The 22,384-nt window shown below is 62.9% G+C and carries 35 protein-coding genes; 33 read left to right on the top strand and 2 right to left on the bottom strand.

The features are described from left to right. Positions 1–175: 175 nt before the first annotated feature. From rpsJ to ACFPK0_RS05495, 31 genes are all read left to right on the top strand, one after another. Positions 176–487 (top strand): 30S ribosomal protein S10, encoded by a 312-nt coding sequence (gene rpsJ / locus ACFPK0_RS05345; protein ID WP_007082173.1) that lies wholly within the window; start codon positions 176–178, stop codon positions 485–487. A gap of 20 nt (positions 488–507) precedes the next feature. Further along, positions 508–1,149: a 50S ribosomal protein L3 gene (gene rplC / locus ACFPK0_RS05350; RefSeq protein WP_056080653.1), complete on the top strand. Its 642-nt coding sequence runs from the start codon at positions 508–510 to the stop codon at positions 1,147–1,149. A gap of 11 nt (positions 1,150–1,160) precedes the next feature. Continuing rightward, positions 1,161–1,763, top strand: a complete 603-nt coding sequence (gene rplD / locus ACFPK0_RS05355; protein WP_007082175.1) for a 50S ribosomal protein L4 — start codon at positions 1,161–1,163, stop codon at positions 1,761–1,763. Continuing rightward, positions 1,760–2,053 carry a 50S ribosomal protein L23 gene (gene rplW, locus ACFPK0_RS05360; protein WP_007082176.1) on the top strand — a complete coding sequence of 98 codons (294 nt, stop codon included), beginning with the start codon at positions 1,760–1,762 and terminating at the stop codon, positions 2,051–2,053. The genes rplD and rplW overlap by 4 nt, the downstream gene beginning before the upstream one ends. Positions 2,054–2,070: 17 nt before the next feature. Next, a complete protein-coding gene (gene rplB, locus ACFPK0_RS05365; RefSeq protein ID WP_007082177.1) occupies positions 2,071–2,895 on the top strand; it encodes a 50S ribosomal protein L2 in 825 nt (274 codons plus the stop codon). Positions 2,896–2,907: 12 nt separating this feature from the next. Further along, a complete protein-coding gene (gene rpsS, locus ACFPK0_RS05370) occupies positions 2,908–3,180 on the top strand; it encodes a 30S ribosomal protein S19 (RefSeq protein WP_007082178.1) in 273 nt (90 codons plus the stop codon). Continuing rightward, positions 3,180–3,515: a 50S ribosomal protein L22 gene (rplV, locus tag ACFPK0_RS05375; protein WP_007082179.1), complete on the top strand. Its 336-nt coding sequence runs from the start codon at positions 3,180–3,182 to the stop codon at positions 3,513–3,515. Before rpsS ends, rplV begins: the two co-directional genes overlap by 1 nt. 15 nt (positions 3,516–3,530) lie before the next feature. Beyond that, positions 3,531–4,283, top strand: a complete 753-nt coding sequence (gene rpsC / locus ACFPK0_RS05380; protein WP_007082180.1) for a 30S ribosomal protein S3 — start codon at positions 3,531–3,533, stop codon at positions 4,281–4,283. Positions 4,284–4,294: 11 nt separating this feature from the next. Beyond that, positions 4,295–4,708 (top strand): 50S ribosomal protein L16, encoded by a 414-nt coding sequence (rplP, locus tag ACFPK0_RS05385; protein WP_007082181.1) that lies wholly within the window; start codon positions 4,295–4,297, stop codon positions 4,706–4,708. After that, positions 4,708–4,893, top strand: coding sequence for a 50S ribosomal protein L29 (rpmC, locus tag ACFPK0_RS05390; protein ID WP_007082182.1), 186 nt, complete (start codon positions 4,708–4,710; stop codon positions 4,891–4,893). Before rplP ends, rpmC begins: the two co-directional genes overlap by 1 nt. A 12-nt stretch (positions 4,894–4,905) precedes the next feature. Further along, entirely contained in the window at positions 4,906–5,187 is a 282-nt protein-coding gene (gene rpsQ / locus ACFPK0_RS05395; protein WP_007082183.1) for a 30S ribosomal protein S17, read from the top strand. Positions 5,188–5,201: 14 nt separating this feature from the next. Continuing rightward, entirely contained in the window at positions 5,202–5,570 is a 369-nt protein-coding gene (gene rplN / locus ACFPK0_RS05400; RefSeq protein ID WP_007082184.1) for a 50S ribosomal protein L14, read from the top strand. A 13-nt stretch (positions 5,571–5,583) separates the two neighbouring features. Further along, complete coding sequence (gene rplX, locus ACFPK0_RS05405) at positions 5,584–5,898, top strand: 50S ribosomal protein L24 (protein WP_007082185.1); 315 nt, start codon at positions 5,584–5,586, stop codon at positions 5,896–5,898. A gap of 8 nt (positions 5,899–5,906) precedes the next feature. After that, the gene (gene rplE / locus ACFPK0_RS05410; RefSeq protein ID WP_193385304.1) at positions 5,907–6,449 is read left to right on the top strand and encodes a 50S ribosomal protein L5; all 543 of its coding nucleotides are present in this window, start codon (positions 5,907–5,909) and stop codon (positions 6,447–6,449) included. A 12-nt stretch (positions 6,450–6,461) separates the two neighbouring features. Continuing rightward, positions 6,462–6,767 carry a 30S ribosomal protein S14 gene (gene rpsN / locus ACFPK0_RS05415; RefSeq protein ID WP_007082187.1) on the top strand — a complete coding sequence of 102 codons (306 nt, stop codon included), beginning with the start codon at positions 6,462–6,464 and terminating at the stop codon, positions 6,765–6,767. A 216-nt stretch (positions 6,768–6,983) separates the two neighbouring features. Beyond that, on the top strand, positions 6,984–7,379 hold the full coding sequence (gene rpsH, locus ACFPK0_RS05420) for a 30S ribosomal protein S8 (RefSeq protein ID WP_056080647.1): 396 nt from the start codon (positions 6,984–6,986) through the stop codon (positions 7,377–7,379). 10 nt (positions 7,380–7,389) lie between these two features. Then, on the top strand, positions 7,390–7,917 hold the full coding sequence (rplF, locus tag ACFPK0_RS05425) for a 50S ribosomal protein L6 (RefSeq protein ID WP_377338931.1): 528 nt from the start codon (positions 7,390–7,392) through the stop codon (positions 7,915–7,917). 118 nt (positions 7,918–8,035) lie between these two features. Continuing rightward, a complete protein-coding gene (gene rplR, locus ACFPK0_RS05430; RefSeq protein WP_007082190.1) occupies positions 8,036–8,389 on the top strand; it encodes a 50S ribosomal protein L18 in 354 nt (117 codons plus the stop codon). A 116-nt stretch (positions 8,390–8,505) separates the two neighbouring features. Beyond that, on the top strand, positions 8,506–9,015 hold the full coding sequence (rpsE, locus tag ACFPK0_RS05435) for a 30S ribosomal protein S5 (protein WP_007082191.1): 510 nt from the start codon (positions 8,506–8,508) through the stop codon (positions 9,013–9,015). After that, complete coding sequence (gene rpmD, locus ACFPK0_RS05440; protein WP_040671001.1) at positions 9,008–9,208, top strand: 50S ribosomal protein L30; 201 nt, start codon at positions 9,008–9,010, stop codon at positions 9,206–9,208. The genes rpsE and rpmD overlap by 8 nt, the downstream gene beginning before the upstream one ends. After that, entirely contained in the window at positions 9,208–9,645 is a 438-nt protein-coding gene (gene rplO, locus ACFPK0_RS05445; RefSeq protein WP_193385306.1) for a 50S ribosomal protein L15, read from the top strand. The genes rpmD and rplO overlap by 1 nt, the downstream gene beginning before the upstream one ends. A 4-nt stretch (positions 9,646–9,649) precedes the next feature. Further along, positions 9,650–10,972, top strand: coding sequence for a preprotein translocase subunit SecY (gene secY / locus ACFPK0_RS05450; protein ID WP_007082194.1), 1,323 nt, complete (start codon positions 9,650–9,652; stop codon positions 10,970–10,972). Positions 10,973–11,098: 126 nt separating this feature from the next. Next, positions 11,099–11,455 (top strand): 30S ribosomal protein S13, encoded by a 357-nt coding sequence (rpsM, locus tag ACFPK0_RS05455; protein ID WP_007082195.1) that lies wholly within the window; start codon positions 11,099–11,101, stop codon positions 11,453–11,455. 12 nt (positions 11,456–11,467) lie between these two features. Continuing rightward, positions 11,468–11,854, top strand: a complete 387-nt coding sequence (rpsK, locus tag ACFPK0_RS05460; RefSeq protein ID WP_007082196.1) for a 30S ribosomal protein S11 — start codon at positions 11,468–11,470, stop codon at positions 11,852–11,854. Between the two features lie 10 nt (positions 11,855–11,864). After that, positions 11,865–12,491, top strand: a complete 627-nt coding sequence (gene rpsD, locus ACFPK0_RS05465; protein ID WP_056080640.1) for a 30S ribosomal protein S4 — start codon at positions 11,865–11,867, stop codon at positions 12,489–12,491. A 15-nt stretch (positions 12,492–12,506) separates the two neighbouring features. Further along, the gene (locus tag ACFPK0_RS05470) at positions 12,507–13,505 is read left to right on the top strand and encodes a DNA-directed RNA polymerase subunit alpha (protein WP_056080637.1); all 999 of its coding nucleotides are present in this window, start codon (positions 12,507–12,509) and stop codon (positions 13,503–13,505) included. Positions 13,506–13,683: 178 nt separating this feature from the next. Next, positions 13,684–14,067, top strand: a complete 384-nt coding sequence (gene rplQ, locus ACFPK0_RS05475) for a 50S ribosomal protein L17 (RefSeq protein ID WP_056080634.1) — start codon at positions 13,684–13,686, stop codon at positions 14,065–14,067. A gap of 190 nt (positions 14,068–14,257) precedes the next feature. Beyond that, entirely contained in the window at positions 14,258–14,764 is a 507-nt protein-coding gene (locus ACFPK0_RS05480) for a disulfide bond formation protein B (protein WP_056081096.1), read from the top strand. A gap of 2 nt (positions 14,765–14,766) precedes the next feature. Then, positions 14,767–16,161 (top strand): class II 3-deoxy-7-phosphoheptulonate synthase, encoded by a 1,395-nt coding sequence (locus tag ACFPK0_RS05485; protein WP_056080632.1) that lies wholly within the window; start codon positions 14,767–14,769, stop codon positions 16,159–16,161. A gap of 96 nt (positions 16,162–16,257) precedes the next feature. Next, positions 16,258–17,040: a c-type cytochrome gene (locus ACFPK0_RS05490; protein WP_056080629.1), complete on the top strand. Its 783-nt coding sequence runs from the start codon at positions 16,258–16,260 to the stop codon at positions 17,038–17,040. Then, positions 17,037–18,326, top strand: coding sequence for a c-type cytochrome (locus tag ACFPK0_RS05495; protein WP_377338937.1), 1,290 nt, complete (start codon positions 17,037–17,039; stop codon positions 18,324–18,326). Before ACFPK0_RS05490 ends, ACFPK0_RS05495 begins: the two co-directional genes overlap by 4 nt. Positions 18,327–18,348: 22 nt before the next feature. Here ACFPK0_RS05495 and ACFPK0_RS05500 read toward each other — a convergent pair whose 3' ends face one another. Next, positions 18,349–18,846 carry a mismatch-specific DNA-glycosylase gene (locus ACFPK0_RS05500; RefSeq protein WP_377338939.1) on the bottom strand — a complete coding sequence of 166 codons (498 nt, stop codon included), beginning with the start codon at positions 18,844–18,846 and terminating at the stop codon, positions 18,349–18,351. Positions 18,847–18,863: 17 nt separating this feature from the next. Beyond that, entirely contained in the window at positions 18,864–19,547 is a 684-nt protein-coding gene (locus ACFPK0_RS05505; RefSeq protein ID WP_377338941.1) for a Dph6-related ATP pyrophosphatase, read from the bottom strand. 65 nt (positions 19,548–19,612) lie between these two features. Here ACFPK0_RS05505 and ACFPK0_RS05510 point away from each other — a divergent pair, with 65 nt between their 5' ends. Together ACFPK0_RS05510 and rng are read left to right on the top strand one after the other, a co-directional pair. After that, positions 19,613–20,731, top strand: coding sequence for a mechanosensitive ion channel family protein (locus ACFPK0_RS05510; protein ID WP_377338943.1), 1,119 nt, complete (start codon positions 19,613–19,615; stop codon positions 20,729–20,731). 152 nt (positions 20,732–20,883) lie between these two features. After that, on the top strand, positions 20,884–22,380 hold the full coding sequence (gene rng / locus ACFPK0_RS05515; RefSeq protein WP_056081093.1) for a ribonuclease G: 1,497 nt from the start codon (positions 20,884–20,886) through the stop codon (positions 22,378–22,380). Positions 22,381–22,384 lie beyond the last annotated feature (4 nt).

The following is a 22,384-nucleotide window of genomic DNA, read 5'->3' on the forward strand; positions in this document are numbered from 1 at the left end:
CGGTTTTTTTGCGCGAAGGCAAATGCTGGTCCAGGCGAGCCGTCAACGTTCGCCTGGGCTTTTCGAATTTGGGGCGGCGTGTTTGCGGCCCCGATGTGGTGCAGAAACAGGTTGTGCGGATCGGTGAGAAGCCGTTCCGTTTCACATTACGTTCTTTCGACAACAGGACACGGTTATGGCGAACCAGAAGATTCGGATTCGGCTGAAGGCATACGATCACCGACTGATCGACCGCTCGGCCAGCGAGATTGTCGAGACCGCCAAGCGCACTGGCGCAACGGTACTCGGCCCGATCCCGCTCCCGACCAAGATCGAGCGCTACACGATCCTCACGTCCCCGCATGTGGACAAGGATGCGCGCGATCAGTACGAGACCCGCACGCACAAGCGTGTACTCGACATTGTCGACCCGAACGACAAAACCGTGGACGCGCTCATGAAGCTTGATCTCGCCGCTGGCGTCGATGTTCAGATCAAGCTCGGTTGAGCGACAGACAGGATACGAAGATGAGTATCGGATTGGTTGGCCGCAAATGCGGCATGAGTCGCCTCTTCACTGAAGATGGCCGCTCGATTCCGGTGACGCTGATCGAAGCGACCCCGAATCGCGTGACCCAGCTGAAGACGGAAGATAACGATGGCTACAGCGCCGTCCAGGTTGCAGCGGGCACCAAGCGCGCGAACCTGTTGACCCAGCCGCTGAAGGGTCATTACGCAAAGGCAAAGGTCGAGCCGGGTCGCGGCTTGTGGGAATTCCGCGTGTCCGCCGATGATCTCGGCAAGTACAGCGTCGGTGCCGACATCAAGGCGGACGAGGTGTTCAGCGTCGGCCAGATCGTCGATGTTGCCGGTGTGTCGAAGGGCAAGGGTTTCCAGGGCACGATCAAGCGCTGGAACTTCAAGATGGGTGACGCTACCCACGGTAACTCGCTGTCGCATCGCGCGCCGGGTTCCATCGGTCAGCGCCAGACCCCGGGTCGCGTTTTCCCGGGCAAGAAGATGGCCGGTCACATGGGTGCGGTCAACCGCACGCAGCAGGGTCTGGAAGTGGTCAAGGTCGACGCCGAGCGTCATCTGATCGCGGTGAAGGGCGCGGTCCCCGGTGCAACCGGTGGCGACGTCATCATCCGCCCGACGACGAAGAGCTGAGGAGAGACGCCATGGAACTCAATGTCATTGGTGCCAAGTCGCTCAGCGTGTCCGACGAAGTGTTCGGCGGTGAGTACAAGAAGGCCCTGGTTCATCAGGTCGTGGTGGCCTATCAGGCCGCCGGCCGCGCCGGTACGAAGGCGCAGCTCTCGCGTGGCGAGATGTCCGGTACCACCAAGAAGTTCAAGAAGCAGAAGGGCGGCGGCGCCCGTCACGGCGATTACCGCGCTCCGATCTTCATTGGTGGCGGTGTCACGTTTGCCGCCAAGCCGCGCAGCTACGAGCAGAAGGTCAACCGCAAGGCCTACCGCGTGGCGATCCGCTCGATTTTCTCCGAGCTGATTCGTCAGGATCGCCTGAAGGTGGTCGAGAGCTTCGGCATCGAAACGCCGAAGACCTCCGCGATGGTTGCCAAGCTGGCCGAGCTGGACGTTTCCGGTCGCGTGCTGCTGGTGTCCGAAGATGCGTCCGAGTCGGTGTTTCTGGCCGCGCGCAACATCCCCTATATCCATGTGCTGGACGTGATGGGCCTGAACCCCGTCAGCCTCGTCGGCTCCGACCACGTAGTGGTGACGGTCGATGCGGTGAAGAAGATCGAGGAGTGGCTGGCATGAACAACGAACGCATTCTCGATACGCTGCGCGCGCCGCACATTTCCGAGAAATCGGCGCGTCTGGCCGAGCACAACCAGTACGTATTCGTGGTTGCCCCCGCGGCAACCAAGGCCGATGTCCGCGCTGCCGTGGAGAAGTTGTTCGACGTGAAAGTCGAGCAGGTGAACCTCGTCAACACGAAAGGCAAGGTCAAGTCCTTCCGTTTCCGCGCTGGCAGCCGCCAGGGCAAGCGCAAGGCCTATGTGCGTCTTGCCGATGGCCAGACCATCGACGTGTCCGCCAAGGCCTGAGCCAGGAGTTCTTTGAGATGGCACTAATCAACCACAAGCCGACCTCGCCAGGCCGTCGCGACGCCGTCAGCGTCAAGACGGAAGGCCTGTACAAGGGTGCGCCGTACGCGGCGTTGACCGAGTCGCAGTCCCGCAGCGGCGGTCGCAACCATCATGGCCGCATCACCGTGCGTCATCGCGGCGGCGGTCACAAGCAGCATTACCGCATCATCGATTTCAAGCGTGACAAGGAAGGCATCGCCGCCCGCGTCGAGCGCATCGAATACGATCCGAACCGCACCGCGCACATCGCGCTGCTGTGCTACGCCGATGGCGAGCGTCGTTACATCATCGCGCCCAAGGGCGTGCAGGTGGACGATCGCCTGGTGTCCGGTCGCGACGCGCCGATCAAGGCCGGCAACTGCCTGCAGCTGCGCAACATCCCGATGGGCAGCACGATCCATTGCATCGAGCTGCGTCCGGGCAAGGGCGCGCAGATTGCCCGCAGCGCCGGCGCCTCGGTGCAGCTGGTGGCCCGCGAGTCCGGCTACGCCACCTTGCGTCTTCGCTCCGGCGAAATGCGTCGCGTCTCGGTCGATTGCCGCGCCACCATCGGTGAGGTCGGCAACGGCGAGCACAGCCTGAAGAAGCTCGGCAAGGCCGGCGCCAAGCGCTGGCTGGGTATCCGCCCGACCGTTCGCGGTGTGGTGATGAACCCGGTCGACCATCCGCACGGCGGTGGTGAAGGCAAGACCTCCGGTGGTCGTCATCCGGTCAGCCCGTGGGGCACGCCGGCGAAGGGTTACAAGACCCGTAACAACAAGCGCACGCAGCAGTTCATCGTGCGTCGTCGTACGAAGTAACAGGAAACCGACATGCCTCGCTCTCTGAAGAAAGGTCCGTTCGTCGACCTTCACCTCGTAAAGAAGGTGGAAGCTGCGGTTTCCGCCAACAACAAGCGTCCGATCAAGACCTGGTCGCGCCGCTCGATGATCCTGCCGGAAATGGTCGGCTTGACCATCGCCATCCACAACGGCCGTCAGCACGTGCCCGTCCTGATCAACGAGAACATGGTCGGGCACAAGCTCGGCGAGTTCGCGGTGACCCGTACGTTCAAGGGCCATGTCGGCGACAAGAAGGGTAAGTGATGAGCACTGAAGCCAAAGCGATCCTGCGTGGCGCCCGCATCTCGGCGCAAAAGGCACGCCTGGTGGCTGATCTCGTCCGCGGGCTTCCCGTGGGCCGGGCCAGCGACGTGCTCACCTACACCAACAAGAAGGCCGCACACCTCGTTCGCAAGGTGCTGCTTTCGGCCGTCGCCAATGCCGAGAACAATCTCGGCGCCGACGTTGACGAGCTGAAGGTGTCCAGCATCTTCGTCGACGAGGGTCCGGCGATGAAGCGCATGTACGCCAGGGCCAAGGGCCGCGGTTCGCGCATCCTGAAACGCACCAGCCACATCACTGTGGTTGTTGGCAACTGACCGAGGATATAGACGATGGGTCATAAAGTTCATCCCACCGGTATCCGCCTCGGCATTGCCAAGGATTGGAACTCGAAGTGGTATGCGAACAAGCGCGATTACGCCACGTATCTCGTGGCTGACATCAAGGTTCGCGACATGCTGAAGAAGAAGCTGGCCCAGGCCGGCATCTCGAAAATCCAGATCGAGCGTCCGGCCAAGACCGCACGCGTGACGATCCACACCGCCCGTCCGGGCGTGGTGATCGGCAAGAAGGGCGAGGATATCGAGAAGCTGCGCAAGGAAGTCAGCGACATGATGGGCGTCCCGACGCACATCAACGTCAGCGAAGTGCGCAAGCCCGAGCTCGACGCGCAGCTGGTTGCCGAGTCGATCGCGCAGCAGCTGGAGCGCCGCATCATGTTCCGCCGCGCGATGAAGCGCTCGGTCGGCAACGCGATGCGCCTCGGTGCGCTGGGCGTCAAGATCAACGTGTCCGGTCGTCTGAACGGTGCCGAGATCGCTCGTTCCGAATGGAGCCGCGAAGGTCGCGTGCCGCTGCATACGCTGCGCGCCGACATCGATTACGGCTTTGCCGAGGCGAAAACCACCTACGGCATCATCGGCATCAAGGTGTGGATCTTCAAGGGCGAAATCTTCGATCTCGCCGCGGCCACCCAGGAGTCGAAGGACGAGTCGTCGCAGCCGCGCCGCGAGGGTGGCGAAGGTCGTCGTAATGATTCGCGTCGCGAGGCCGGTGACGGCCGCCGCGAGCGGTCTGCGAAGTAAGGAGAGTTGCCATGTTGCAACCTAAGCGAACCAAATACCGCAAGCAGTTCAAGGGCCGCAACGACGGCTTGGCCCAGTGCGCCAACCTCGTCAGTTTCGGCGAGTACGGCCTAAAGGCGATCACGCACGGTGCGATCACCGCGCGTCAGATCGAGGCCGCCCGTCGTTGCATCACGCGCTACGTCAAGCGTGGCGGCAAGTTGTGGATCCGCGTGTTCCCCGACAAGCCGATCACCAAGAAGCCGATCGAAGTGCGTATGGGCGCCGGCAAGGGCAGCGTCGAGTTCTGGGTTGCCCAGATCCAGCCCGGCCGCATGCTTTACGAGATCGAGGGTCTCGACGAGACCACGGCGCGTGAAGCGTTCCGTCTGGCGGCGGCGAAGCTGTCCGTGCAGACCCAGTTCGTGACCAGGGCGGTGATGTGATGGCCAGCAAAGATATCAATAACCAGTCGGCCGACGAGTTGAAGCAGCACCTGCTGGACCTGCGCAAGGAGCAGTTCAACCTGCGCATGCAAAAGGGTTCCGGCCAGCTCACTCAGCCGCACCAGCTTCGCCGCGTTCGGCGTGACATCGCCCGCACGAAGTTCGTGCTCGGCGGCAAGAAGTAAGGGACGGCCGAGATGAGCGCCAACAATCAAGAAGTTCAAGCAGAAGCGAAGCAGGCGCGTACCCTCGAGGGTCGCGTCACCAGCAACAAGATGAACAAGACGGTCACCGTGCTGGTCGAGCGCCAGGTGCAGCATTGGCTGCTGGGCAAGATCATCCGTCGTTCGACCAAGCTGCATGCGCAGGACGACCTGGGTGCGAACGAAGGTGATCTCGTACGTATCGCCGAGTGCCGTCCGTTGTCCAAGACCAAGCATCACCGTGTGGTCGAAATCATCACGCGCGCCAGCGTCTAAGGGAGGGTGCAGACATGATTCAGGTGCAAAGCACGCTCTCCGCAGCGGACAACAGCGGCGCGAAGGAACTGATGTGCATCAAGGTGCTCGGTGGCTCCAAGCGCCGTTACGCCGCGATCGGCGATGTCATCAAGGTCACCGTGAAGGATGCGATTCCCCGCGGCAAGGTAAAGAAGGGCGAGGTGTACAGCGCCGTGGTGGTTCGTACCGCCAAGGGCGTGCGCCGTCCCGATGGTTCGCTGATCCGTTTCGACGGCAATGCAGCGGTCCTCCTCAACAACAAGCTCGAGCCGATCGGCACCCGTATTTTCGGGCCGGTTACCCGCGAGCTGCGCAGCGAGAAGTTCATGAAGATCGTCTCCCTCGCGCCTGAAGTGCTCTGAGCGGAGTCAAGACATGAACCGTATCCGTAAAGGTGATCAGGTCCTCGTGATCACCGGCAAAAACAAGGGCCAACGCGGCGATGTGCTGCGTGTTGCAGGCGAGCGCGTGTTCGTCTCCAACGTGAATCTGGTCAAGCGCCACACCAAGCCGAACCCGCAGGCCAACCAGGCTGGCGGTATCGTCGAGCGTGAAGCTTCGATCCATCTCTCCAATGTGCAGCTGTTCAACCCCGCCACGAACAAGGGTGAACGCGTCGGCACCAAAACGCTCGAAGATGGGCGCAAGGTCCGCGTGTTCCGTTCGAATGGCGAGGTCGTGGACGCGTAAGGAACACGATCATGACGCGCCTTGAAAAGTTTTATAAAGAGCAGGTAGTGGCGAAGCTCACCGAGCAGTTCGGCTACCAGAACGTGATGCAGGTTCCCCGCATCACCAAGATCACGCTGAACATGGGCGTGGGCGAAGCGGCCGGCAACAAGAAAGTGCTGGAGAATGCCGTGGCCGATATGGCCAAGCTTTCGGGCCAGAAGCCGATCACGACCAAGGCGCGCGTTTCCGTGGCCTCGTTCAAGATCCGCGACGGCTGGCCGATCGGTTGCAAGGTCACCTTGCGCCGCGCCCAGATGTGGGAGTTCATGGACCGTCTGATCAACATCTCGCTGCCCCGCGTGCGCGACTTCCGCGGCGTGTCGGCGAAGGCATTCGACGGCCGTGGCAACTACAACTTCGGCATCAAGGAACAGATCATCTTCCCGGAGATCGATTTCGACCAGGTCGACGCGCTGCGCGGTATGGATATTTCCATCACCACCACCGCCAAGACCGATGACGAAGCCAAGGCCTTGCTGGCCGCGTTCAGCTTCCCGTTCCGCAACTGATAGGCGTTATCCATGGCCAAGACATCAATGGTGAACCGCGATATCAAGCGGACCAAACTCGTCCAGAAGTACGCCGCCAAGCGCGCCGAACTGAAGGCGATCGTACTGAGCGCCACCGCTTCTTATGAAGAGAAGATGGACGCCCAGGGCAAACTGCAGAAGCTGCCGCGCGACGCCAGCCCGGTACGCCAGCGCACGCGCTGCGCGTTGACCGGCCGCCCGCGTGCCGTCTACGCGAAGTTCGGCCTGGGTCGCAACAAGCTGCGTGAAGCGACCATGCGTGGCGACGTGCCGGGTCTGCGCAAGGCCAGCTGGTAATTTGATTGAGCCGACGTCGGGGCATTCCGCCCCGACGTCGAGCCACGCGCTGGCATGTCGCCATCGCTGATGCGACTACCGCATCGAGATTCGCTAAAACCTGGTAAAGCTGATATAGTCGGCGGTCTGCGCAACGCAGGCCGGCTTCCATGCTGGCTCACAATCTGATTGATTTCCGGTTTTATCGGATATCGGTGCACTCTGAAGGATGTTTTCATGAGCATGACTGATCCCATCGCCGATCTGTTTACGCGCGTCCGCAATGCCCAGGCCATGGGCAAGCCGACCGTTCGTATGCCGTCGTCGAAGTTGAAGGTGGCGATCGCCAACCTTCTCAAGAACGAGGGTTATATCCTCGATCTCAAGACCTCCGCCGAGGAGGGCAAGCCGGTACTAGAGATTCAACTCAAGTACTTCGACGGCGCCCCCGCCATCGAGACCATTTCCCGTGTCAGCCGCTCCGGCCTGCGTGTGTATCGCGGCAAGGACGAGCTGCCCAAGGTGCTGGGCGGTCTGGGCATTTCCATCATCTCGACTTCCGCCGGTCTGCTGACCGACGCGCAGGCCCGTGCCAAGGGTCTGGGCGGCGAAGTCATCGGCCAAGTGGCATAAGGAGTCGATCATGTCACGAGTAGCCAAACAGCCGATTACCCTGCCCAAGGGCGTGGAACTGGTCGTGGGTGCCGAGAACATTTCGGTCAAGGGCCCGAAGGGAACCTTGTCCGTTCATCATCTGCCGGGTGTTTCGGTGGCGGTGGACAACGGCGTTGCCACCATCAGCCTCGCCGAAGGTACTGATGACATGTTCGGCGGCACCGCGCGTGCGTTGCTGGCCAACATGGTCAAGGGCGTTTCCGACGGTTACGAGCGCAAGCTGGAGTTGGTCGGCGTGGGTTATCGCGCTTCGATGACCGGCAAGTCGCTGAACCTCAGCCTCGGGTTTTCCCATCCGGTGGTGTTTGATGCGCCCGAAGGCATCAGCATCGAGACGCCGACGCAGACCGAAGTCCTGATCAAGGGCAGCGACAAGCAGCGCGTCGGCCAGGTGGCCGCCAAGATCCGCGGCTTCCGTCCGCCCGAGCCGTACAAGGGCAAGGGCGTCCGCTATGCCGGTGAGAAGATCACGATGAAGGAAGCCAAGAAGGCTTAAGTGGGTTAGTACGCTTTCCCTGCGTGAGGAAAGCGGCCATTCATGGCCGCACTCCTCAAAAGAGCAGGGCGATTCGCTAACACTCATGCAAGTCGATCCGCTTCCTGGAGATATAACGATGAACAAGAACGAAAGTCGTCTGCGCCGCGCCAAGTCCACCCGCTCGCACATCCGCAAGCTGGCGGTTGCGCGCCTGTCGGTGCATCGCACCGGCCAGCATCTGTACGCGCAGGTGTTCGATGCGTCGGGTACCAACGTGGTGGCAGCTGCCTCGACGCTGCAGAAGTCCGTGGCCGAAGGCCTGAAGGGCACCAAGAACCTGGCCGCTGCCGCGGCGGTGGGCAAGGCTGTGGCCGAGCGCGCCAAGGCTGCCGGTATCGAGTCGGTGGCATTCGACCGCTCCGGTTTCCGCTATCACGGGCGTATCAAGGCGTTGGCCGAAGCTGCTCGCGAAGCGGGTCTGAAGTTTTAAGAAAGCGACACCTGGTTCGGCAGTGCCTCCGGCGTGCCGATGCCGCAAGCAACACCTACAACTCCAAGCGGCTCAGCCGCAAGCAAAGTCCCGTTTGTCGGGCATACGGATAGAACATGTCTTCTAACGATCGCGAAAATTCGGACGGCCTGCTCGAAAAGCTGATTGCCGTCAACCGCGTGGCCAAGACCGTCAAGGGTGGCCGCCAAATGAGTTTCACCGCGCTGACGGTTGTCGGCGACGGCGAGGGCAAGGTCGGCTTCGGCTATGGCAAGGCACGTGAAGTGCCGGTGGCCATTTCCAAGGCGATGGAGCGCGCCCGCCGCCAGATGGTGAACATCGAACTGAACAACGGCACGCTGTGGTACGCCATCAAGGCCAACCATGGTGCGGCCCGCGTCTACATGCAGCCCGCTTCCGAAGGTACCGGCGTGATCGCCGGCGGCGCCATGCGTGCCGTGCTGGAAGTGGTTGGCGTCAAGAACGTGCTGGCCAAGGCGGTCGGCTCGCGCAACCCGATCAACCTGGTGCGCGCCACCATCAAGGGTCTGCAGGCGGTCGCCTCGCCCAAGAAGATCGCCGCCAAGCGTGGCAAGACACTGGAAGAGGTGCTCGGCAATGGCTAAGTCTCAAGCAACCGCCGACAAGACCGTGCGCGTGCGCCTGGTCAAGGGCCTGCGCGGCGTGCAGGCGCGTCACCGTCTCAGCGTGAAGGCGCTGGGTCTGGGCAAGCTCAATGATGTCCGCGAATTGAAGGACAGCCCGCAGGTTCGTGGCCTGATCAACACGGTCTATTACCTGGTCCGGGTCGAGGAGTAATCATCATGCGTCTGAATGACATCAAGCCGGCCGCCGGTTCGCACAAGACGCGTTTGCGCGTCGGTCGCGGTATCGGTTCGGGCCTGGGCAAGACCGCCGGTCGCGGTCACAAGGGTCAGCATGCCCGTGCGGGCGGCACCCACAAGTACGGTTTCGAAGGCGGCCAGATGCCGCTGAACCGCCGGATGCCGAAGGTCGGTTTCCGTTCCAAGCTGAAGGTCGGCAGCCAGGAAGTGTTCCTGTACCAGCTGGCCAGTCTCAAGGCTGACGTGATCGACGTCGTCGCGCTGCATCAGGCTGGCCTGATCAACAGTCGCGCCAAGAAGGTCAAGGTCGTCCTGAAGGGCGAGATCGGTCGCGCGGTGAAGCTGTCAGGTCTGCTGGCTACCGCCGGCGCCAAGGCAGCCATCGAGGCGGCCGGCGGCAGCGTGGAGTAAGACGGTGGCTGCAGCCAAGGGCAATGCACTCGGCAAGCTCGGCAAGCTGACGGAGCTTCGTCAGCGCATCTTCTTCGTGATCGGCGCCCTGGTGGTGTTCCGCCTGGGCTCGTTCATTCCGGTGCCCGGCGTCAATCCGGCGGCGATGACCAGCCTGGTCAACGGCAATGGCCTGATGGACATGTTCAACATGTTCTCGGGCGGCGCGCTGGAGCGGTTCTCGGTGTTCGCGCTGGGCGTGATTCCGTACATTTCCGCGTCGATCGTGATCCAGATGATGGGGTCGGTCGTACCCAGCCTGCAGGCACTGCGCAAGGAAGGCGAGTCCGGCAAGCGCAAGATGACCATGTACACGCGCTTCGGCACGGTCGGGTTGGCGTTGTTCCAGTCGTTCGGTATCGCGGTGGCGCTGCAGAAGCAGGTGGCGGCCGGCGGGGCACCAGTGGTTTACCACCCGGGCTTCGGCTTCATCATGGCATCGGTGATCGGGCTGACCGCGGGAACCATGTTCCTGATGTGGTTGGGCGAACAGATGACCGAGCGCGGTATCGGCAACGGCATCTCGCTGCTGATCTTCGCCGGTATCGTTGCCGGCCTGCCGGAAGCGGTGGTGCATACGCTGGGCATGGCCAACAACGGCGAGCTGACGGTGCTGAAGCTGTTGATGGTGTTCGGGCTGGTCCTGGCGGTCACGGCGTTCGTGGTGTTCATGGAGCGTGCGCAACGGCGCATCACCGTGAATTACGCGCGACGCGGCGGCGGTCAGAACGCTTACCAGAACCAGAGCTCGCACCTGCCGCTGAAGATCAACATGTCGGGTGTGATCCCGCCGATCTTCGCGTCCAGCCTGCTGATGTTCCCGGCAACGGCGATCACCTGGTTCGGTACCGGTCACCAGTCACGTTGGCTACAGGAACTGACGCAGTCGCTGAATCCGGGCGAGCCGTTGTACGACATCGTGTACTCGATCCTGGTGATTGGTTTCGCGTTCTTCTATACGGCGATCGTCTTCAACGCCGATGAGACCGCCGACAATCTCAAGCGGTCAGGTGCGCTGATTCCGGGCATCCGTCCGGGTCGGGCCACGGCCAGTTACGTCGACGCGGTAATGACGCGCTTGACCGGTGTGGGCGCTCTGTATCTGGTGCTGGTGTGCCTGGTGCCGTCGTTCATGCAGAGCTTCTGGCACGTACCGTTCTATTTCGGCGGCACCTCGCTGCTGATTGTGGTGGTGGTGGTGATGGACTTCACGTCGCAGATCCAGGCGCATCTGGTCAGTCATCAGTACGAAAGTCTGCTCAAGAAGGCCAACCTTCGCCGCAGTTGAGCTGCGTGTGTCGGGTTCGAAGTCGGGAGGTGGCGGCACCGCGGTGCCGCAGGGCTTTCCCGGCAGTGTAATTCAGGTTAGAATTGCGCGTTTACCGCGCACGAAACGCATCGGAGAAAGAACATCATGGCGCGCATCGCGGGTGTCAATTTGCCGGTCCAGAAGCATGTCTGGGTTGGTTTGCAGAGCATTTACGGTATCGGCCGCAGCCGGGCCAAAAAGGTCTGCGCGGATGCTGGTGTGGTTCCCACCACCCAGATCAAGTCCCTCAGCGAGGGTGAGGTGGAGAAAATCCGCCACGAGATCGGCAAGTACATTGTCGAAGGTGATCTGCGTCGCGAGGTGGGTATCGCCATCAAGCGTCTGATGGATCTTGGTTGCTACCGTGGCCTGCGCCATCGTCGTGGCCTGCCGGTGCGCGGTCAGCGCACGCGTACCAACGCACGTACCCGCAAGGGTCCCCGTCGCGCGATCAAGAAGTAACGGATTCCGAATATGGCTAAGCCGGTAAAAGCAAAGAAGAAGATCAAGCGCGTTGTCACCGATGCGGTGGCCCACGTGCAGGCTTCCTTCAACAACACCATCGTCACCATCACCGATCGCCAGGGCAATGCCTTGTCGTGGGCTACCGCCGGCGGCGCCGGTTTCCGTGGCTCGCGCAAGTCCACCCCGTTCGCTGCGCAGGTCGCAGCGGAAAAGGCCGGTCGCGTGGCTGGCGAGTATGGCGTCAAGACAGTCGAAGTGCGGATCAAGGGCCCAGGCCCGGGTCGCGAGTCGGCCGTGCGCTCGCTGAACGCGTTGGGCTTCAAGGTGCTCAACATCATCGACGTCACGCCCATTCCGCACAATGGCTGCCGTCCCCCCAAGAAGCGTCGAGTCTAAGGAGTAACCCATGGCCCGTTATCGTGGAGCTACCTGCAAACTCGCCCGTCGCGAGGGTGCGGATCTCAACCTGAAGAGCCCGGCGCGTGCGCTGGATTCCAAGTGCAAGCTGGAAAACAAGCCCGGTCAGCATGGCGCCAACAAGCGCATGCGCATGTCCGACTACGCCGTGCAGTTGCGTGAGAAGCAGAAGGTCAAGCGCATCTACGGTGTGCTTGAGCGCCAGTTCAGCAACTACTACACCAAGGCGACCACGCTCAAGGGCAACACCGGTGAAAACCTGTTGCGCCTGCTCGAGAGCCGCCTGGACAACGTCGTTTATCGCATGGGCTTCGCGGTCACCCGCGCCCAGGCGCGTCAGCTGGTTGCCCACAAGGCGATCCTGGTGAACGGCAAGAAAGTGAATATTCCTTCGTACCAGGTTCGTCCGGGCGATGCGATTGCACTGACTGAAAAGGCGCGCAGCCAACTGCGCGTGCAGGAAGCGGCAACCGTGTTCGACACGATGGACCTGCGTCCGATCTGGGTCGAGGTCGATGCCAAGAAATTTGAAGGTACGTTCAAGTCGGTGCCGGATCGCGGCGATCTGCCGTCCGACATCAATGAAGCATTGATCATCGAGCTTTACTCGAAGTAATTACCGGAGCTCTGCATGGCAGTTTCGTCAACTAGCGTGCTGCGGCCTCGTGGCCTCAGCGTCGAACAGCTCGGAGCCAACCGCGCCAAGGTGGTGGTCGAGCCGCTCGAGCGTGGCTTTGGCCACACCCTGGGCAACGCGCTGCGTCGCGTGCTGCTCTCCTCGATCCCTGGCAGTGCCATCGTCGAGGTGGAAATCGATGGCGTGCTGCACGAGTACACCACCCTTGAGGGTCTGCAGGAGGACGTGATCGAAGTCCTGCTCAACCTGAAGGAAGTGGCGATTCGTCAGCACACCGGCGATGAAGTCACCCTTACGCTGTCCAAGAAGGGCAAGGGCGTGGTCACCGCCGGCGACATCGCCGTCGATCACTCGGTGGAAATCATCAACCCCGAGCACGTGATCTGCCACCTGACCAAGGACATCGCACTCAACATGCGCCTGAAGGTGCGTCGCGGCGTCGGCTACCAGCCGGCCAGCGCGCGCCAGCATCCGGATGACGAGGCGCGTCCGATCGGTCGGCTGCAGCTGGACGCGTCGTTTGCCCCCGTGTTGCGCGTCGCCTATGAGGTGGATGCGGCTCGTGTCGAACAGCGTACCAACCTCGACAAGCTGGTTCTCGACATCGAGACCAACGGCACCATCAATGCCGAGGATGCGGTTCGCAAGGCGGCCGAGATCATCAACGACCAGTTGTCGGTCTTTGGCGACTTCTCGCGTCGCGAGAACGACATCAGCACCGCCGAGAAGAGCGGTTTCGATCCGTTGCTGCTGCGTCCGATCGATGATCTGGAACTCACCGTGCGTTCGGCGAACTGCCTGAAGGCCGAGAGCATCTACTACATCGGCGACCTGGTGCAGAAGACCGAGGTCGAGCTGCTGAAGACGCCGAACCTGGGCAAGAAGTCGCTCACCGAAATCAAGGACGTCCTGGGTGGCCGTGGCCTGGCCCTGGGCATGAAGCTTGAAAACTGGCCGCCGCCGGGCTTGTCCCACGGCATGCAGTTGGGTTGATTGAAAGCCGGGACTCGGCAGACGGGATTCGGGATTCGGTAAGGCACGCTCTCGCGAGCGCATGCTTTTCACGAATCCCGCATCTCTAATCCCGAATCCCGAATAAAAGCGGGTAATCCGCGGAAAACCGGACGCAGGTGCCGGTTTTTCATAACAACAGACTAGAGAGTTTTCCGCCATGCGCCATCAATATTCCGGACGCAAGCTCAATCGCACCAGCAGCCATCGCGAAGCCATGTTCAAGAACATGGCTTCGTCGCTGTTCAAGCACGAGCTGATTCGTACCACCCTGCCCAAGGCGAAGGAACTTCGCCGCGTCGCCGAGCCGCTGATCACGCTGGCCAAGACCGATGGCGTCGCCAACCGTCGCCTCGCCTTTTCGCGCCTGCGCGACAAGGAAGCGGTGGGCAAGCTGTTCGTCGAGCTGGGTCCGCGCTACCGCGAACGTCCCGGCGGCTACCTGCGTATCCTGAAGTGCGGCTTCCGTCCCGGCGACAATGCGCCGATGGCGTACGTCGAGCTGGTGGGCCGTCCGCAGGTCGAGGCAGTCGACGCCGACTAAGCGGCACGGACATCCAGACGTCCAAACACGAAACCCCGGTCGGGCAACCTTCCGGGGTTTTTGTTTGTCGAAAGATCGGTTCTGTCGGTGCATCCATCGCCGGTGCGATGATGTATTTGGCCCGGTCCGGCATGCTGACAGCATCGCGCCGAACCGGTAATGTCGGGAGCTCGCCATGCAGCAAGATGTCATGAATCCACTTCGTTGGTCGTACCGCGTCAGTTTCCTCGTCGGGTTTTGCGCCTGTTTCGGCTTGCTCGCTTTCGCCCTGTACGCCGAATACGGCCTCGGCATGGCGCCTTGCCCCTTGTGCGTGTTCCAGCGCATTGCCTTCCTTGCGATGGGTTTCTTCTTCTTGCTGGGAGGCTTGCATGCGCCGAGCGGCCGCAACGGTCGGTGGACATACGCGGGGCTGGTGCTGCTGAGTGCACTGGGCGGGCTTGTCACTGCCGGCCGGCACCTGTGGTTGCAAACGCTGCCACCGGATCAGGTTCCGTCCTGCGGTCCCGGCATCGGCTATCTGTTCGATGCGTTTCCGTTGGGGAAAATGCTGAAGCTGGTGTTCACCGGTTCGGGTGAGTGCGCCAAGGTGGAGCCCATCCTGGGCTTGCCGATGCCGGCGTGGAGTTTGTTGTGGTTCGTGTTGCTGGCGGTGCTGGTGATCGTGGCAAGCCGTCGTCGTAGCGTGGGGAAGTGATCATGCAACCTGGGTCGCAGCGGGACGCGAACACCTTCCCGCCAGCGCCGGCGTCGTGGACCCCGGCATCGTGGCAGCAGCACGAAGCACTCCAGCAGCCGCATTACGAGGACGCAGCCGAGCTGGCCGCGGCCACCACGCACCTGGCGCAGCTGCCGCCGCTGGTGACGTCGTGGGAGGTTCTGGCTCTGAAGCAGGCCTTGGCCGAGGCGCAGGATGGGCAGCGATTCCTGCTCCAGGGCGGCGATTGTGCCGAGAGCTTCGCCGACTGCAGCAGCCCGATCATTTCCAACCGGTTGAAGGTGTTGCTGCAGATGAGTCTCGTGCTCGTGCACGGTCTCAAGAAGCCGGTATTGCGGGTCGGGCGTTTTGCCGGCCAGTACGCGAAGCCGCGCTCGGCGGACATGGAAACGCGCGACGGCGTGAGCCTGCCGAGTTTTCGTGGTGACCTGGTCAACAGCCCGGAATTCACGCCCGCCGCGCGCCGGCCTGATCCGCAGCGGCTGATCCAGGCGCATGCGCATTCCGCCTTGACGATGAACTTCGTGCGTGCGCTGGTCGATGGCGGGTTCGCCGATCTGCGCCATCCCGAGTACTGGGACCTGGCCTGGGTGGAGCATTCGCCCTGGGCGGCCGAGTATCGGCAAATGGTGGCGGCCATCGGCGATTCCCTGCAGTTCATGGAAACGCTGGCCGGCCCGATTGCCGGTTTTTCCAAGGTGAATTTTTTCACCTCGCATGAAGCGCTGCTGTTGCATTACGAGCAGGCGCTGACGCGCGAAGTGCCGCGTAACCCTGGCTGGTTCAACCTCTCCACCCACTTCCCCTGGATCGGCATGCGCACGGCGGCGCTGGATGGCGCACATGTGGAATATTTCCGCGGCATCCGCAATCCGGTGGCGGTGAAGGTGGGCCCCACGGTGACGGCGGACCAGTTGCTGCCCTTGATCGACGCACTCAACCCCGAGGATGAGCCGGGCCGGCTCACGTTGATCCATCGCATGGGCAACACGAAAATCGGCGAGGCCTTGCCGCCGTTGCTGCAGGCGGTCAAGCGCGAAGGGCGCCGCGTGTTGTGGGTGGCCGACCCCATGCATGGCAATACCGAGGGCACGTCGAACGGCTACAAGACGCGACGCTTCGCCAATATCAGCGGCGAGCTCGATCAGGCGTTCGATATCCACGCGGCGGCAGGTACGCGCCTGGGCGGCGTGCATCTGGAGTTGACCGGTGAGGACGTGACCGAATGCACCGGCGGCGCACGTGGCCTGGTTGATGCGGATCTGGACCGTGCCTACAAATCGATGGTGGATCCACGCTTGAACTACGAGCAGTCGCTGGAAATGGCCATGCTGATCGTGCGCAAGTCGAACGGAAAGATTCCCTCCCGCGGCTGATCCTCCCGGGAAATCCACGCGGCGAGGTGCGGCACGACGTCGCGGTTGACTCCATGTTTGCGCGATTGCCTGTGACAGGGGATCTATAATCGGCGGATGAACTGGTTTGTCTTGCCGTACCTCGCCTGGTCGGGATGGGCTTCGCGGGCAGCGATCGCGTTGCTCGTGGTTTGTGCGCCTCTTGCCACGACGCTGGCCGCCGATTCCGTATCCACCGCGGACTCGCAGCCGCAGGTTCCCGATACGATTCAGCAGCGCGTGAAAGCCTGCACCACCTGTCATGGCGTGCACGGCGAAGGCTCCGCCGGCGACGGTGTGTTCCCGCGACTGGCGGGCAAGCCAGCTGCTTATCTTGCGCAGCAACTCGCTTATTTCCAGGACGGTCTGCGCAAGTACGCACCGATGGAATACACCGTGCGCCAGCTGAGCCCGGCTTACATGGAAGAGATCGCCGCCTATTTTTCCGCCCAGGAAGCGCCTTACCACCAGTCGCCGGTGCCTTCGGTTTCCACGGCGGTGATGGAGCGCGGCAAGCAGTTGGTGGAACGTGGTGATTCGACGCGCGGCATCCCCTCGTGTGTCAGTTGCCATGGTGAGCGGCTTACCGGCGTGGAGCCGGCGATGCCGGGTCTGGCCGGGTTGTCCTACGATTACGTCAGCGCGCAGATCGGCTCCTGGCGCACGCATACCCGCGCGGCAAAGTCGCCCGATTGCATGGCGATCGTGGCCAACCGCCTGCGTGATTCCGACATCACGGCGGTCGCCGCGTGGCTGGGCAGCCTGCCGCCACCGACGGACATGCACGCGCAGCCGGCCGATGTCGAAAAGCAGGTCTTGCCGGGCTGGTGCGTGGTGAGTGACGCCGGAGTCACGCCATGAAGCGGTGGCTTGGCGGTTTGCTGGCGGTCGTCATCGTGCTCGTGGCGTTGGCGTTGGCGTGGACGTTCTTCCCCTCGCCCCGGGAAAAATCGCCACAGTCCGCATCATCCCAGGTGAGTGCCGCCACTCTGCGTGACCCCGCGCTGATTGCCCGCGGCGAATACCTTGCCGCGGTTGGCGATTGCGCGGCCTGCCATACCCGCAAGGGCGGCGTTCGTTATGCGGGTGGTCGTTCGCTGGCGACGCCGTTCGGCAACGTGCCGGCGCCCAACCTCACGCCGGACCCCGAGACCGGCTTGGGCCAGTGGAGCTTCGAGGATTTCTGGCGGGCATTGCACCTGGGCGAGGGACGCCACGGCGAGTTGCTGTATCCGGTGTTTTCCTACACCTCGTTCACCAAGGTCACGCATGACGACGCGCTGGCGATCTTCGCCTACCTGCAGTCGTTGCCGCCCGTGCGGCAGGCGTCCGAGGAGCCTTCGTTGCGTTTCCCGTACAGCCTGCGTCGCAGCCTTGCGGCGTGGCGCGCGCTGTATTTCAAGCCTGGGGTTTATCAGCCTGACCCCGCGCGGTCGGAACAGTGGAATCGTGGCGCCTACCTGGTACAGGGCCTGGGCCATTGCAACGAATGCCATGCCACGCGTGACGCACTCGGCGGCCTGTCTCCCGATCACACGCTGACCGGCGGCCAGATTCCCGAGCAGAACTGGTACGCCCCCGATCTGAGCGTCAACCAGGGTGGCGGGCTGGAAGGGTGGAGCAAGGGCGACATCGTCGACCTGCTGAAAACCGGTCAGTCGGCCAAGGGCGCGGCCTTCGGGCCCATGGCGGACGTGGTGCGCAAGAGCACCCAGCACATGACCGACACGGATCTGGATGCGATCGCCACCTACCTGCAATCGTTGCCGGCGCGCCCGGCCGCGCAGGCGCCGGTGTCGCGCGTGTCGTTCGACCGGAAGAAGGGCGCGCAGCTGTATGCGGATCGGTGTGCGGATTGCCATGGTGCGGATGGTCGTGGCGTGGCGGGCATCTATCCACCGCTGGATGGCAATACCTCGATCAACGAACCGACCGGCATCAATGCGATCCGCACCGTGCTGCTGGGCGGTTTCGCGCCGGTCACCGCGGGTAATCCGCGTCCGTACTCGATGCCGCCTTATGCGCAGGAATTGAACGACGAGGATGTGGCGGCGGTGGTCAGCTACATCCGCCAGTCGTGGTCGAACAAGGCGCCGGCGGTGCGGCCGTCGGACGTCAGCGTCTACCGGCATACGCCAATCGATTAGCGCGCGAATGCTGCGCCCGGCTTCACCGGTTGCGCAGCGTCTCCACCAACTGCCCAAGCGCGAGCCATGGCGCAATCTGCCAGTGCCCTCGCGCCTGGCCGGACGGCGAGGGCAGTACGAACAACTGTGTCGTGCCGATATGCCCGGTCTGCAGGCCGTAATCCACCGCGTGGCCCAGCGCAGCGCGTGCGGCATTCTTGCTGGTGAACGCGAGCACGTGCGGGGAATAAATCGCGATCTTGGCGTGCAGTGCAGATACGTCGAAGGCGTCAGGTGGCAGTTGGTTGTCATTGCCGCTGTGATGCTTGGCCAGGTCGGTAAGGCCAATGCCGAAGTCTGGTAAGACGGGGAATTCGGAAGGCGCCAGTCGGCGCGGGGTGAGCCTTGCCTCGTGCAGTGCGCGCCAGAACAGATTGCCGGGGTGCGCGTAGTAGGCGTGTTCGGCGGCCGATCGTTTGCCTGCGGCGGTGCCGCAGAACACCAGGGCCAGGCCCGGTTGCAGCAGGTCGGGCAGGATCATGTCCGCATCGGCCACCATCACGCGTCCGCAAGCAGGAAATCGGTGAACTGGAAGCGGTCGTCGCGCAGCACCGATTCGCCGCGGTTCAAGGTCAGCGGTTGGCGAAACAGTGGCCCGGCGTAGCTCAGTGTGTGGAATTCGCCGCGTTCGCCGCAGGGGTCGACGCCGGCGGGGAGCGAATCGAGCAGCGCCGCATCGTAGTCGCGGCCGCAGAAACCTGCGTCCAGTTGCTGCGTGTCGACGCAGCACAACCTGGCGCGATGACCTTCGCTGATGAAGCGCCGCGACAACAGCGTGGTGTCCTCGCCCCACAAGGGAAACACCGCGCGCCAGTTTTCGCGGCCGAGTTGGCGCACCCGATAGTCGCGCACGTCCTGCAGGAACAGGTCGCCGAAAGCGCAATGGCGCAGTCCGGGCCAGCGGCGTTGTGCCTGCGCCAGCGCCTCCGCATGTGCCTGTTCATAGGCCTCGTTGCTGCCGGGCCAGTCCAGCGCCACTTCCACCAGCGGCAGGCCGAGCGCGGCAGTTTGCGCGGCGAGCACTTCCTGCCGCACGCCATGCATGGCCACCCGCTGGTAGGAGCGGTTGATGGTGGTGAGCAGGCCGACGACGTGCCAGCGTGGGTCGGCAAGCAATCGCTGCAGGGCGAGCAGGCAATCCTTCCCGCCGCTCCAGGCCAGCAGTATGGGGCGCGCATTCATTGCCTTACTTTAACTTGCTCCCGTATCGACGTGGCATGGACGTAGGCGCTGCCAAGGTGGCGGTCATGATCCCCCTCATCGATTTCTGGAACGCCCATCCGTGGGCACGACTGGGCGCCACCATCGTCGTCACCTTGCTGCTCGGCGCCTTGTTGCACCGTCTGGTTTACCTGGTGTTGCGCCGGCTGACGCGTGGCCGCGAGGTGGCCACCGACATGTTGCACCGTGCCAGTGCGCCGATGGGCTGGCTGGTGCCGTTGATCACGTTGACGGTGGCCTTGCGCATGTCGCCAATGGTTCCCGGGTTGATACAGCACGTGCTGCTGGCGGCGTTGATCGGCACCGCCACCTGGCTGGGCGTGTCGTGCATCGGTGCGCTGGAGAGCTGGATGGTGCGCGAATATCCGCTCAACACCGCTGACAACCTGCGTGCACGGCGGGTACAAACCCAGGCTCGCGTGCTGGGTCGCGCTGGGGACGTCATCCTGGTGTTGATTGGCGCCGCACTGATCCTGATGACGATCCCCGGCGTTCGCCAGATCGGAACCAGCCTGCTGGCATCGGCGGGCGTGGCGGGACTGGCGCTGGGTTTTGCCGCCAAGCCGGTATTGGGCAACCTGATCGCCGGCCTGCAGATCGCGCTGGCGCAGCCGATCCGGCTGGACGACGTGGTGATCATCGAAGGGGAGTGGGGCCGCATCGAGGAAATCACCGGCACCTATGTTGTTGTGAGCATCTGGGACGAGCGGCGGCTGGTGGTGCCGCTGAACTATTTCATCGAGAACCCGTTCCAGAACTGGACCCGCACCACCTCGCAGCTGATCGGCTCGGTGTTTCTGTGGCTGGATTACCGCATGCCACTGGAGCCATTGCGCGCGGAGTTGCAGCGGTTGTGCAAGCAGGCACCGCAGTGGGACGGCCGGGTGTGCGTGTTGCAGGTGACCGACGCCAATGAACAGGCGATGCAATTGCGCGTGCTGGTCAGCACCGTGGATTCGGGCACCGGCTGGGACCTGCGTTGTTTTGTGCGCGAGGGGCTGATCGCATTCGTGCAGGCCAACTATCCGCAGCACCTGCCGCTGCGCCGCACCGAGTTTCATCAGGCTGAAAGCGCGTCGCCGCCGGACCGCTCCCGTCCGCTGCTGGCGCAACCTGCCGACGGGCCGTCGCCCGGTTCGCCCTGAGAGCGCTATGGGTGCGCTTTCATCCGGCGCCGTGTACCTGGTCGTCGTGTCGCATCGTCGGCGCAGGCCGACCGCGTCACAACAGCCCGTGCGATGGATCGACAGCCGCCGCGGCCACCCGCTATAAAGAACACTTGTCCTGGGGGTGTGTGGTGAGTGAAGAGATCCTGATCAACGTAACCCCGCGGGAAACACGAGTTGGTGTGGTCGAGAACGGCATGCTGCAGGAAGTGCATGTCGAACGCGCCTCCAAACGTGGCTACGTGGGCAATATCTACAAGGGCCGCGTGCAGCGGGTGATGCCGGGCATGCAGGCGGTGTTCGTGGAGATCGGGCTGGAGCGCGCGGCGTTCCTGCACGCGTCGGACATCGTGAAGCCGCCGGCGCCGGGTGGCGCCGATGGCACGGAATCGAACGGCAACGGCCACATTCCATCGATCAGCGAACTGGTGCACGAAGGCCAGGAAATCGTGGTGCAGGTGGTCAAGGACCCGATCAGCACCAAGGGCGCACGGTTGTCGGCGCACCTGTCGATTCCCTCGCGCTATCTGGTGCTGCTGCCGTATTCGCGCACCCTGGGCATTTCCGCGCGCATCGAGGACGAGGCCGAACGCCAGCGGCTCAAGGACGTGCTCACGCCGATGATCGGCGAGGACATTCCCGGCAGCCACCGGCTGGGTTATATCGTGCGCACCAACGCCGAGGGGCAGAGCGCCGAATCGCTGGCGTTCGACGTGGCCTACCTGGGCAAGGTCTGGCGTGTGGTGCAGGAGAACATCGCCAAGGCGAAGGCGGGCGAGCGCGTCTACGAGGAATTGTCGCTGCCGCTGCGCAGCCTGCGCGACATGCTCAACAGCGACATCGAAAAGGTGCGCGTCGATTCGCAAACCACGTTCGACAACGTGGTGAAGTTCGTGCACAAGTTCATGCCGAGCCTGGACGACCGCATCGAGCACTACGACGGCGAGCGGCCGATCTTTGACCTGTACGGGGCCGAGGACGAAATGCAGCGCGCGCTCAAGAAGGAGGTGCCGCTGAAATCCGGCGGTTACCTGATCGTCGACCAGACCGAGGCGATGACCACCATCGATGTCAACACCGGCGCCTACCTCGGCACCCGCAATCTGGAAGAAACCGTCTACCGCACCAACCTGGAAGCGGCCCAGGCCGCATCGCGGCAACTGCGCCTGCGCAATCTGGGCGGCATCATCATCATCGACTTCATCGACATGGTGGATGAGGAACACAAGCGCCAGGTGCTGCGGATGCTCAACAAGGGCCTGGCGCGCGACCACGCCAAGACCACCGTGTACCCGATTTCCGCACTGGGCCTGGTGGAGATGACGCGCAAGCGCACCACCGAAAGCCTGGCCCGGCAACTGTGCGAGCCCTGCGCCACCTGCAACGGCCGGGGCGTGCTGAAAACCGCCGAAACCATCACCTACGAGATCTTCCGCGAGATCACCCGCGCGGTCCGCCAGTTCGACGCCGAGAAGCTGCTGGTGATGGCCAACCCGGCGGTGGTCAACCGCATCCTGGAAGAAGAGTCAGGCGCGGTGGCGGAACTGGAAGAGTTCATCTCCAAAAGCATACGATTTCAGGCTGAAGAGCATTATTCGCAGGAACAGTTTGATGTCGTTTTGCTGTAAATCC

The organism is Rhodanobacter ginsenosidimutans (assembly GCF_042655685.1).
Taxonomy (GTDB): domain Bacteria; phylum Pseudomonadota; class Gammaproteobacteria; order Xanthomonadales; family Rhodanobacteraceae; genus Rhodanobacter; species Rhodanobacter ginsenosidimutans.

Excerpts from the sequence above, each read along its gene's own strand:
- rpsJ (WP_007082173.1), top strand. The coding sequence starts at position 176 with ATGGCGAACCAGAAGATTCGGATTCGGCTGAAGGCATACGATCACCGA.
- rplC (WP_056080653.1), top strand. The coding sequence starts at position 508 with ATGAGTATCGGATTGGTTGGCCGCAAATGCGGCATGAGTCGCCTCTTC.
- rplD (WP_007082175.1), top strand. The coding sequence starts at position 1,161 with ATGGAACTCAATGTCATTGGTGCCAAGTCGCTCAGCGTGTCCGACGAA.
- rplW (WP_007082176.1), top strand. The coding sequence starts at position 1,760 with ATGAACAACGAACGCATTCTCGATACGCTGCGCGCGCCGCACATTTCC.
- rplB (WP_007082177.1), top strand. The coding sequence starts at position 2,071 with ATGGCACTAATCAACCACAAGCCGACCTCGCCAGGCCGTCGCGACGCC.
- rpsS (WP_007082178.1), top strand. The coding sequence starts at position 2,908 with ATGCCTCGCTCTCTGAAGAAAGGTCCGTTCGTCGACCTTCACCTCGTA.
- rplV (WP_007082179.1), top strand. The coding sequence starts at position 3,180 with ATGAGCACTGAAGCCAAAGCGATCCTGCGTGGCGCCCGCATCTCGGCG.
- rpsC (WP_007082180.1), top strand. The coding sequence starts at position 3,531 with ATGGGTCATAAAGTTCATCCCACCGGTATCCGCCTCGGCATTGCCAAG.
- rplP (WP_007082181.1), top strand. The coding sequence starts at position 4,295 with ATGTTGCAACCTAAGCGAACCAAATACCGCAAGCAGTTCAAGGGCCGC.
- rpmC (WP_007082182.1), top strand. The coding sequence starts at position 4,708 with ATGGCCAGCAAAGATATCAATAACCAGTCGGCCGACGAGTTGAAGCAG.
- rpsQ (WP_007082183.1), top strand. The coding sequence starts at position 4,906 with ATGAGCGCCAACAATCAAGAAGTTCAAGCAGAAGCGAAGCAGGCGCGT.
- rplN (WP_007082184.1), top strand. The coding sequence starts at position 5,202 with ATGATTCAGGTGCAAAGCACGCTCTCCGCAGCGGACAACAGCGGCGCG.
- rplX (WP_007082185.1), top strand. The coding sequence starts at position 5,584 with ATGAACCGTATCCGTAAAGGTGATCAGGTCCTCGTGATCACCGGCAAA.
- rpsN (WP_007082187.1), top strand. The coding sequence starts at position 6,462 with ATGGCCAAGACATCAATGGTGAACCGCGATATCAAGCGGACCAAACTC.
- rpsH (WP_056080647.1), top strand. The coding sequence starts at position 6,984 with ATGAGCATGACTGATCCCATCGCCGATCTGTTTACGCGCGTCCGCAAT.
- rplF (WP_377338931.1), top strand. The coding sequence starts at position 7,390 with ATGTCACGAGTAGCCAAACAGCCGATTACCCTGCCCAAGGGCGTGGAA.
- rplR (WP_007082190.1), top strand. The coding sequence starts at position 8,036 with ATGAACAAGAACGAAAGTCGTCTGCGCCGCGCCAAGTCCACCCGCTCG.
- rpsE (WP_007082191.1), top strand. The coding sequence starts at position 8,506 with ATGTCTTCTAACGATCGCGAAAATTCGGACGGCCTGCTCGAAAAGCTG.
- rpmD (WP_040671001.1), top strand. The coding sequence starts at position 9,008 with ATGGCTAAGTCTCAAGCAACCGCCGACAAGACCGTGCGCGTGCGCCTG.
- rpsM (WP_007082195.1), top strand. The coding sequence starts at position 11,099 with ATGGCGCGCATCGCGGGTGTCAATTTGCCGGTCCAGAAGCATGTCTGG.
- rpsK (WP_007082196.1), top strand. The coding sequence starts at position 11,468 with ATGGCTAAGCCGGTAAAAGCAAAGAAGAAGATCAAGCGCGTTGTCACC.
- rpsD (WP_056080640.1), top strand. The coding sequence starts at position 11,865 with ATGGCCCGTTATCGTGGAGCTACCTGCAAACTCGCCCGTCGCGAGGGT.
- ACFPK0_RS05470 (WP_056080637.1), top strand. The coding sequence starts at position 12,507 with ATGGCAGTTTCGTCAACTAGCGTGCTGCGGCCTCGTGGCCTCAGCGTC.
- rplQ (WP_056080634.1), top strand. The coding sequence starts at position 13,684 with ATGCGCCATCAATATTCCGGACGCAAGCTCAATCGCACCAGCAGCCAT.
- ACFPK0_RS05480 (WP_056081096.1), top strand. The coding sequence starts at position 14,258 with ATGAATCCACTTCGTTGGTCGTACCGCGTCAGTTTCCTCGTCGGGTTT.
- ACFPK0_RS05485 (WP_056080632.1), top strand. The coding sequence starts at position 14,767 with ATGCAACCTGGGTCGCAGCGGGACGCGAACACCTTCCCGCCAGCGCCG.
- ACFPK0_RS05490 (WP_056080629.1), top strand. The coding sequence starts at position 16,258 with ATGAACTGGTTTGTCTTGCCGTACCTCGCCTGGTCGGGATGGGCTTCG.
- ACFPK0_RS05495 (WP_377338937.1), top strand. The coding sequence starts at position 17,037 with ATGAAGCGGTGGCTTGGCGGTTTGCTGGCGGTCGTCATCGTGCTCGTG.
- ACFPK0_RS05500 (WP_377338939.1), bottom strand. The coding sequence starts at position 18,846 with ATGATCCTGCCCGACCTGCTGCAACCGGGCCTGGCCCTGGTGTTCTGC.
- ACFPK0_RS05505 (WP_377338941.1), bottom strand. The coding sequence starts at position 19,547 with ATGAATGCGCGCCCCATACTGCTGGCCTGGAGCGGCGGGAAGGATTGC.
- ACFPK0_RS05510 (WP_377338943.1), top strand. The coding sequence starts at position 19,613 with ATGATCCCCCTCATCGATTTCTGGAACGCCCATCCGTGGGCACGACTG.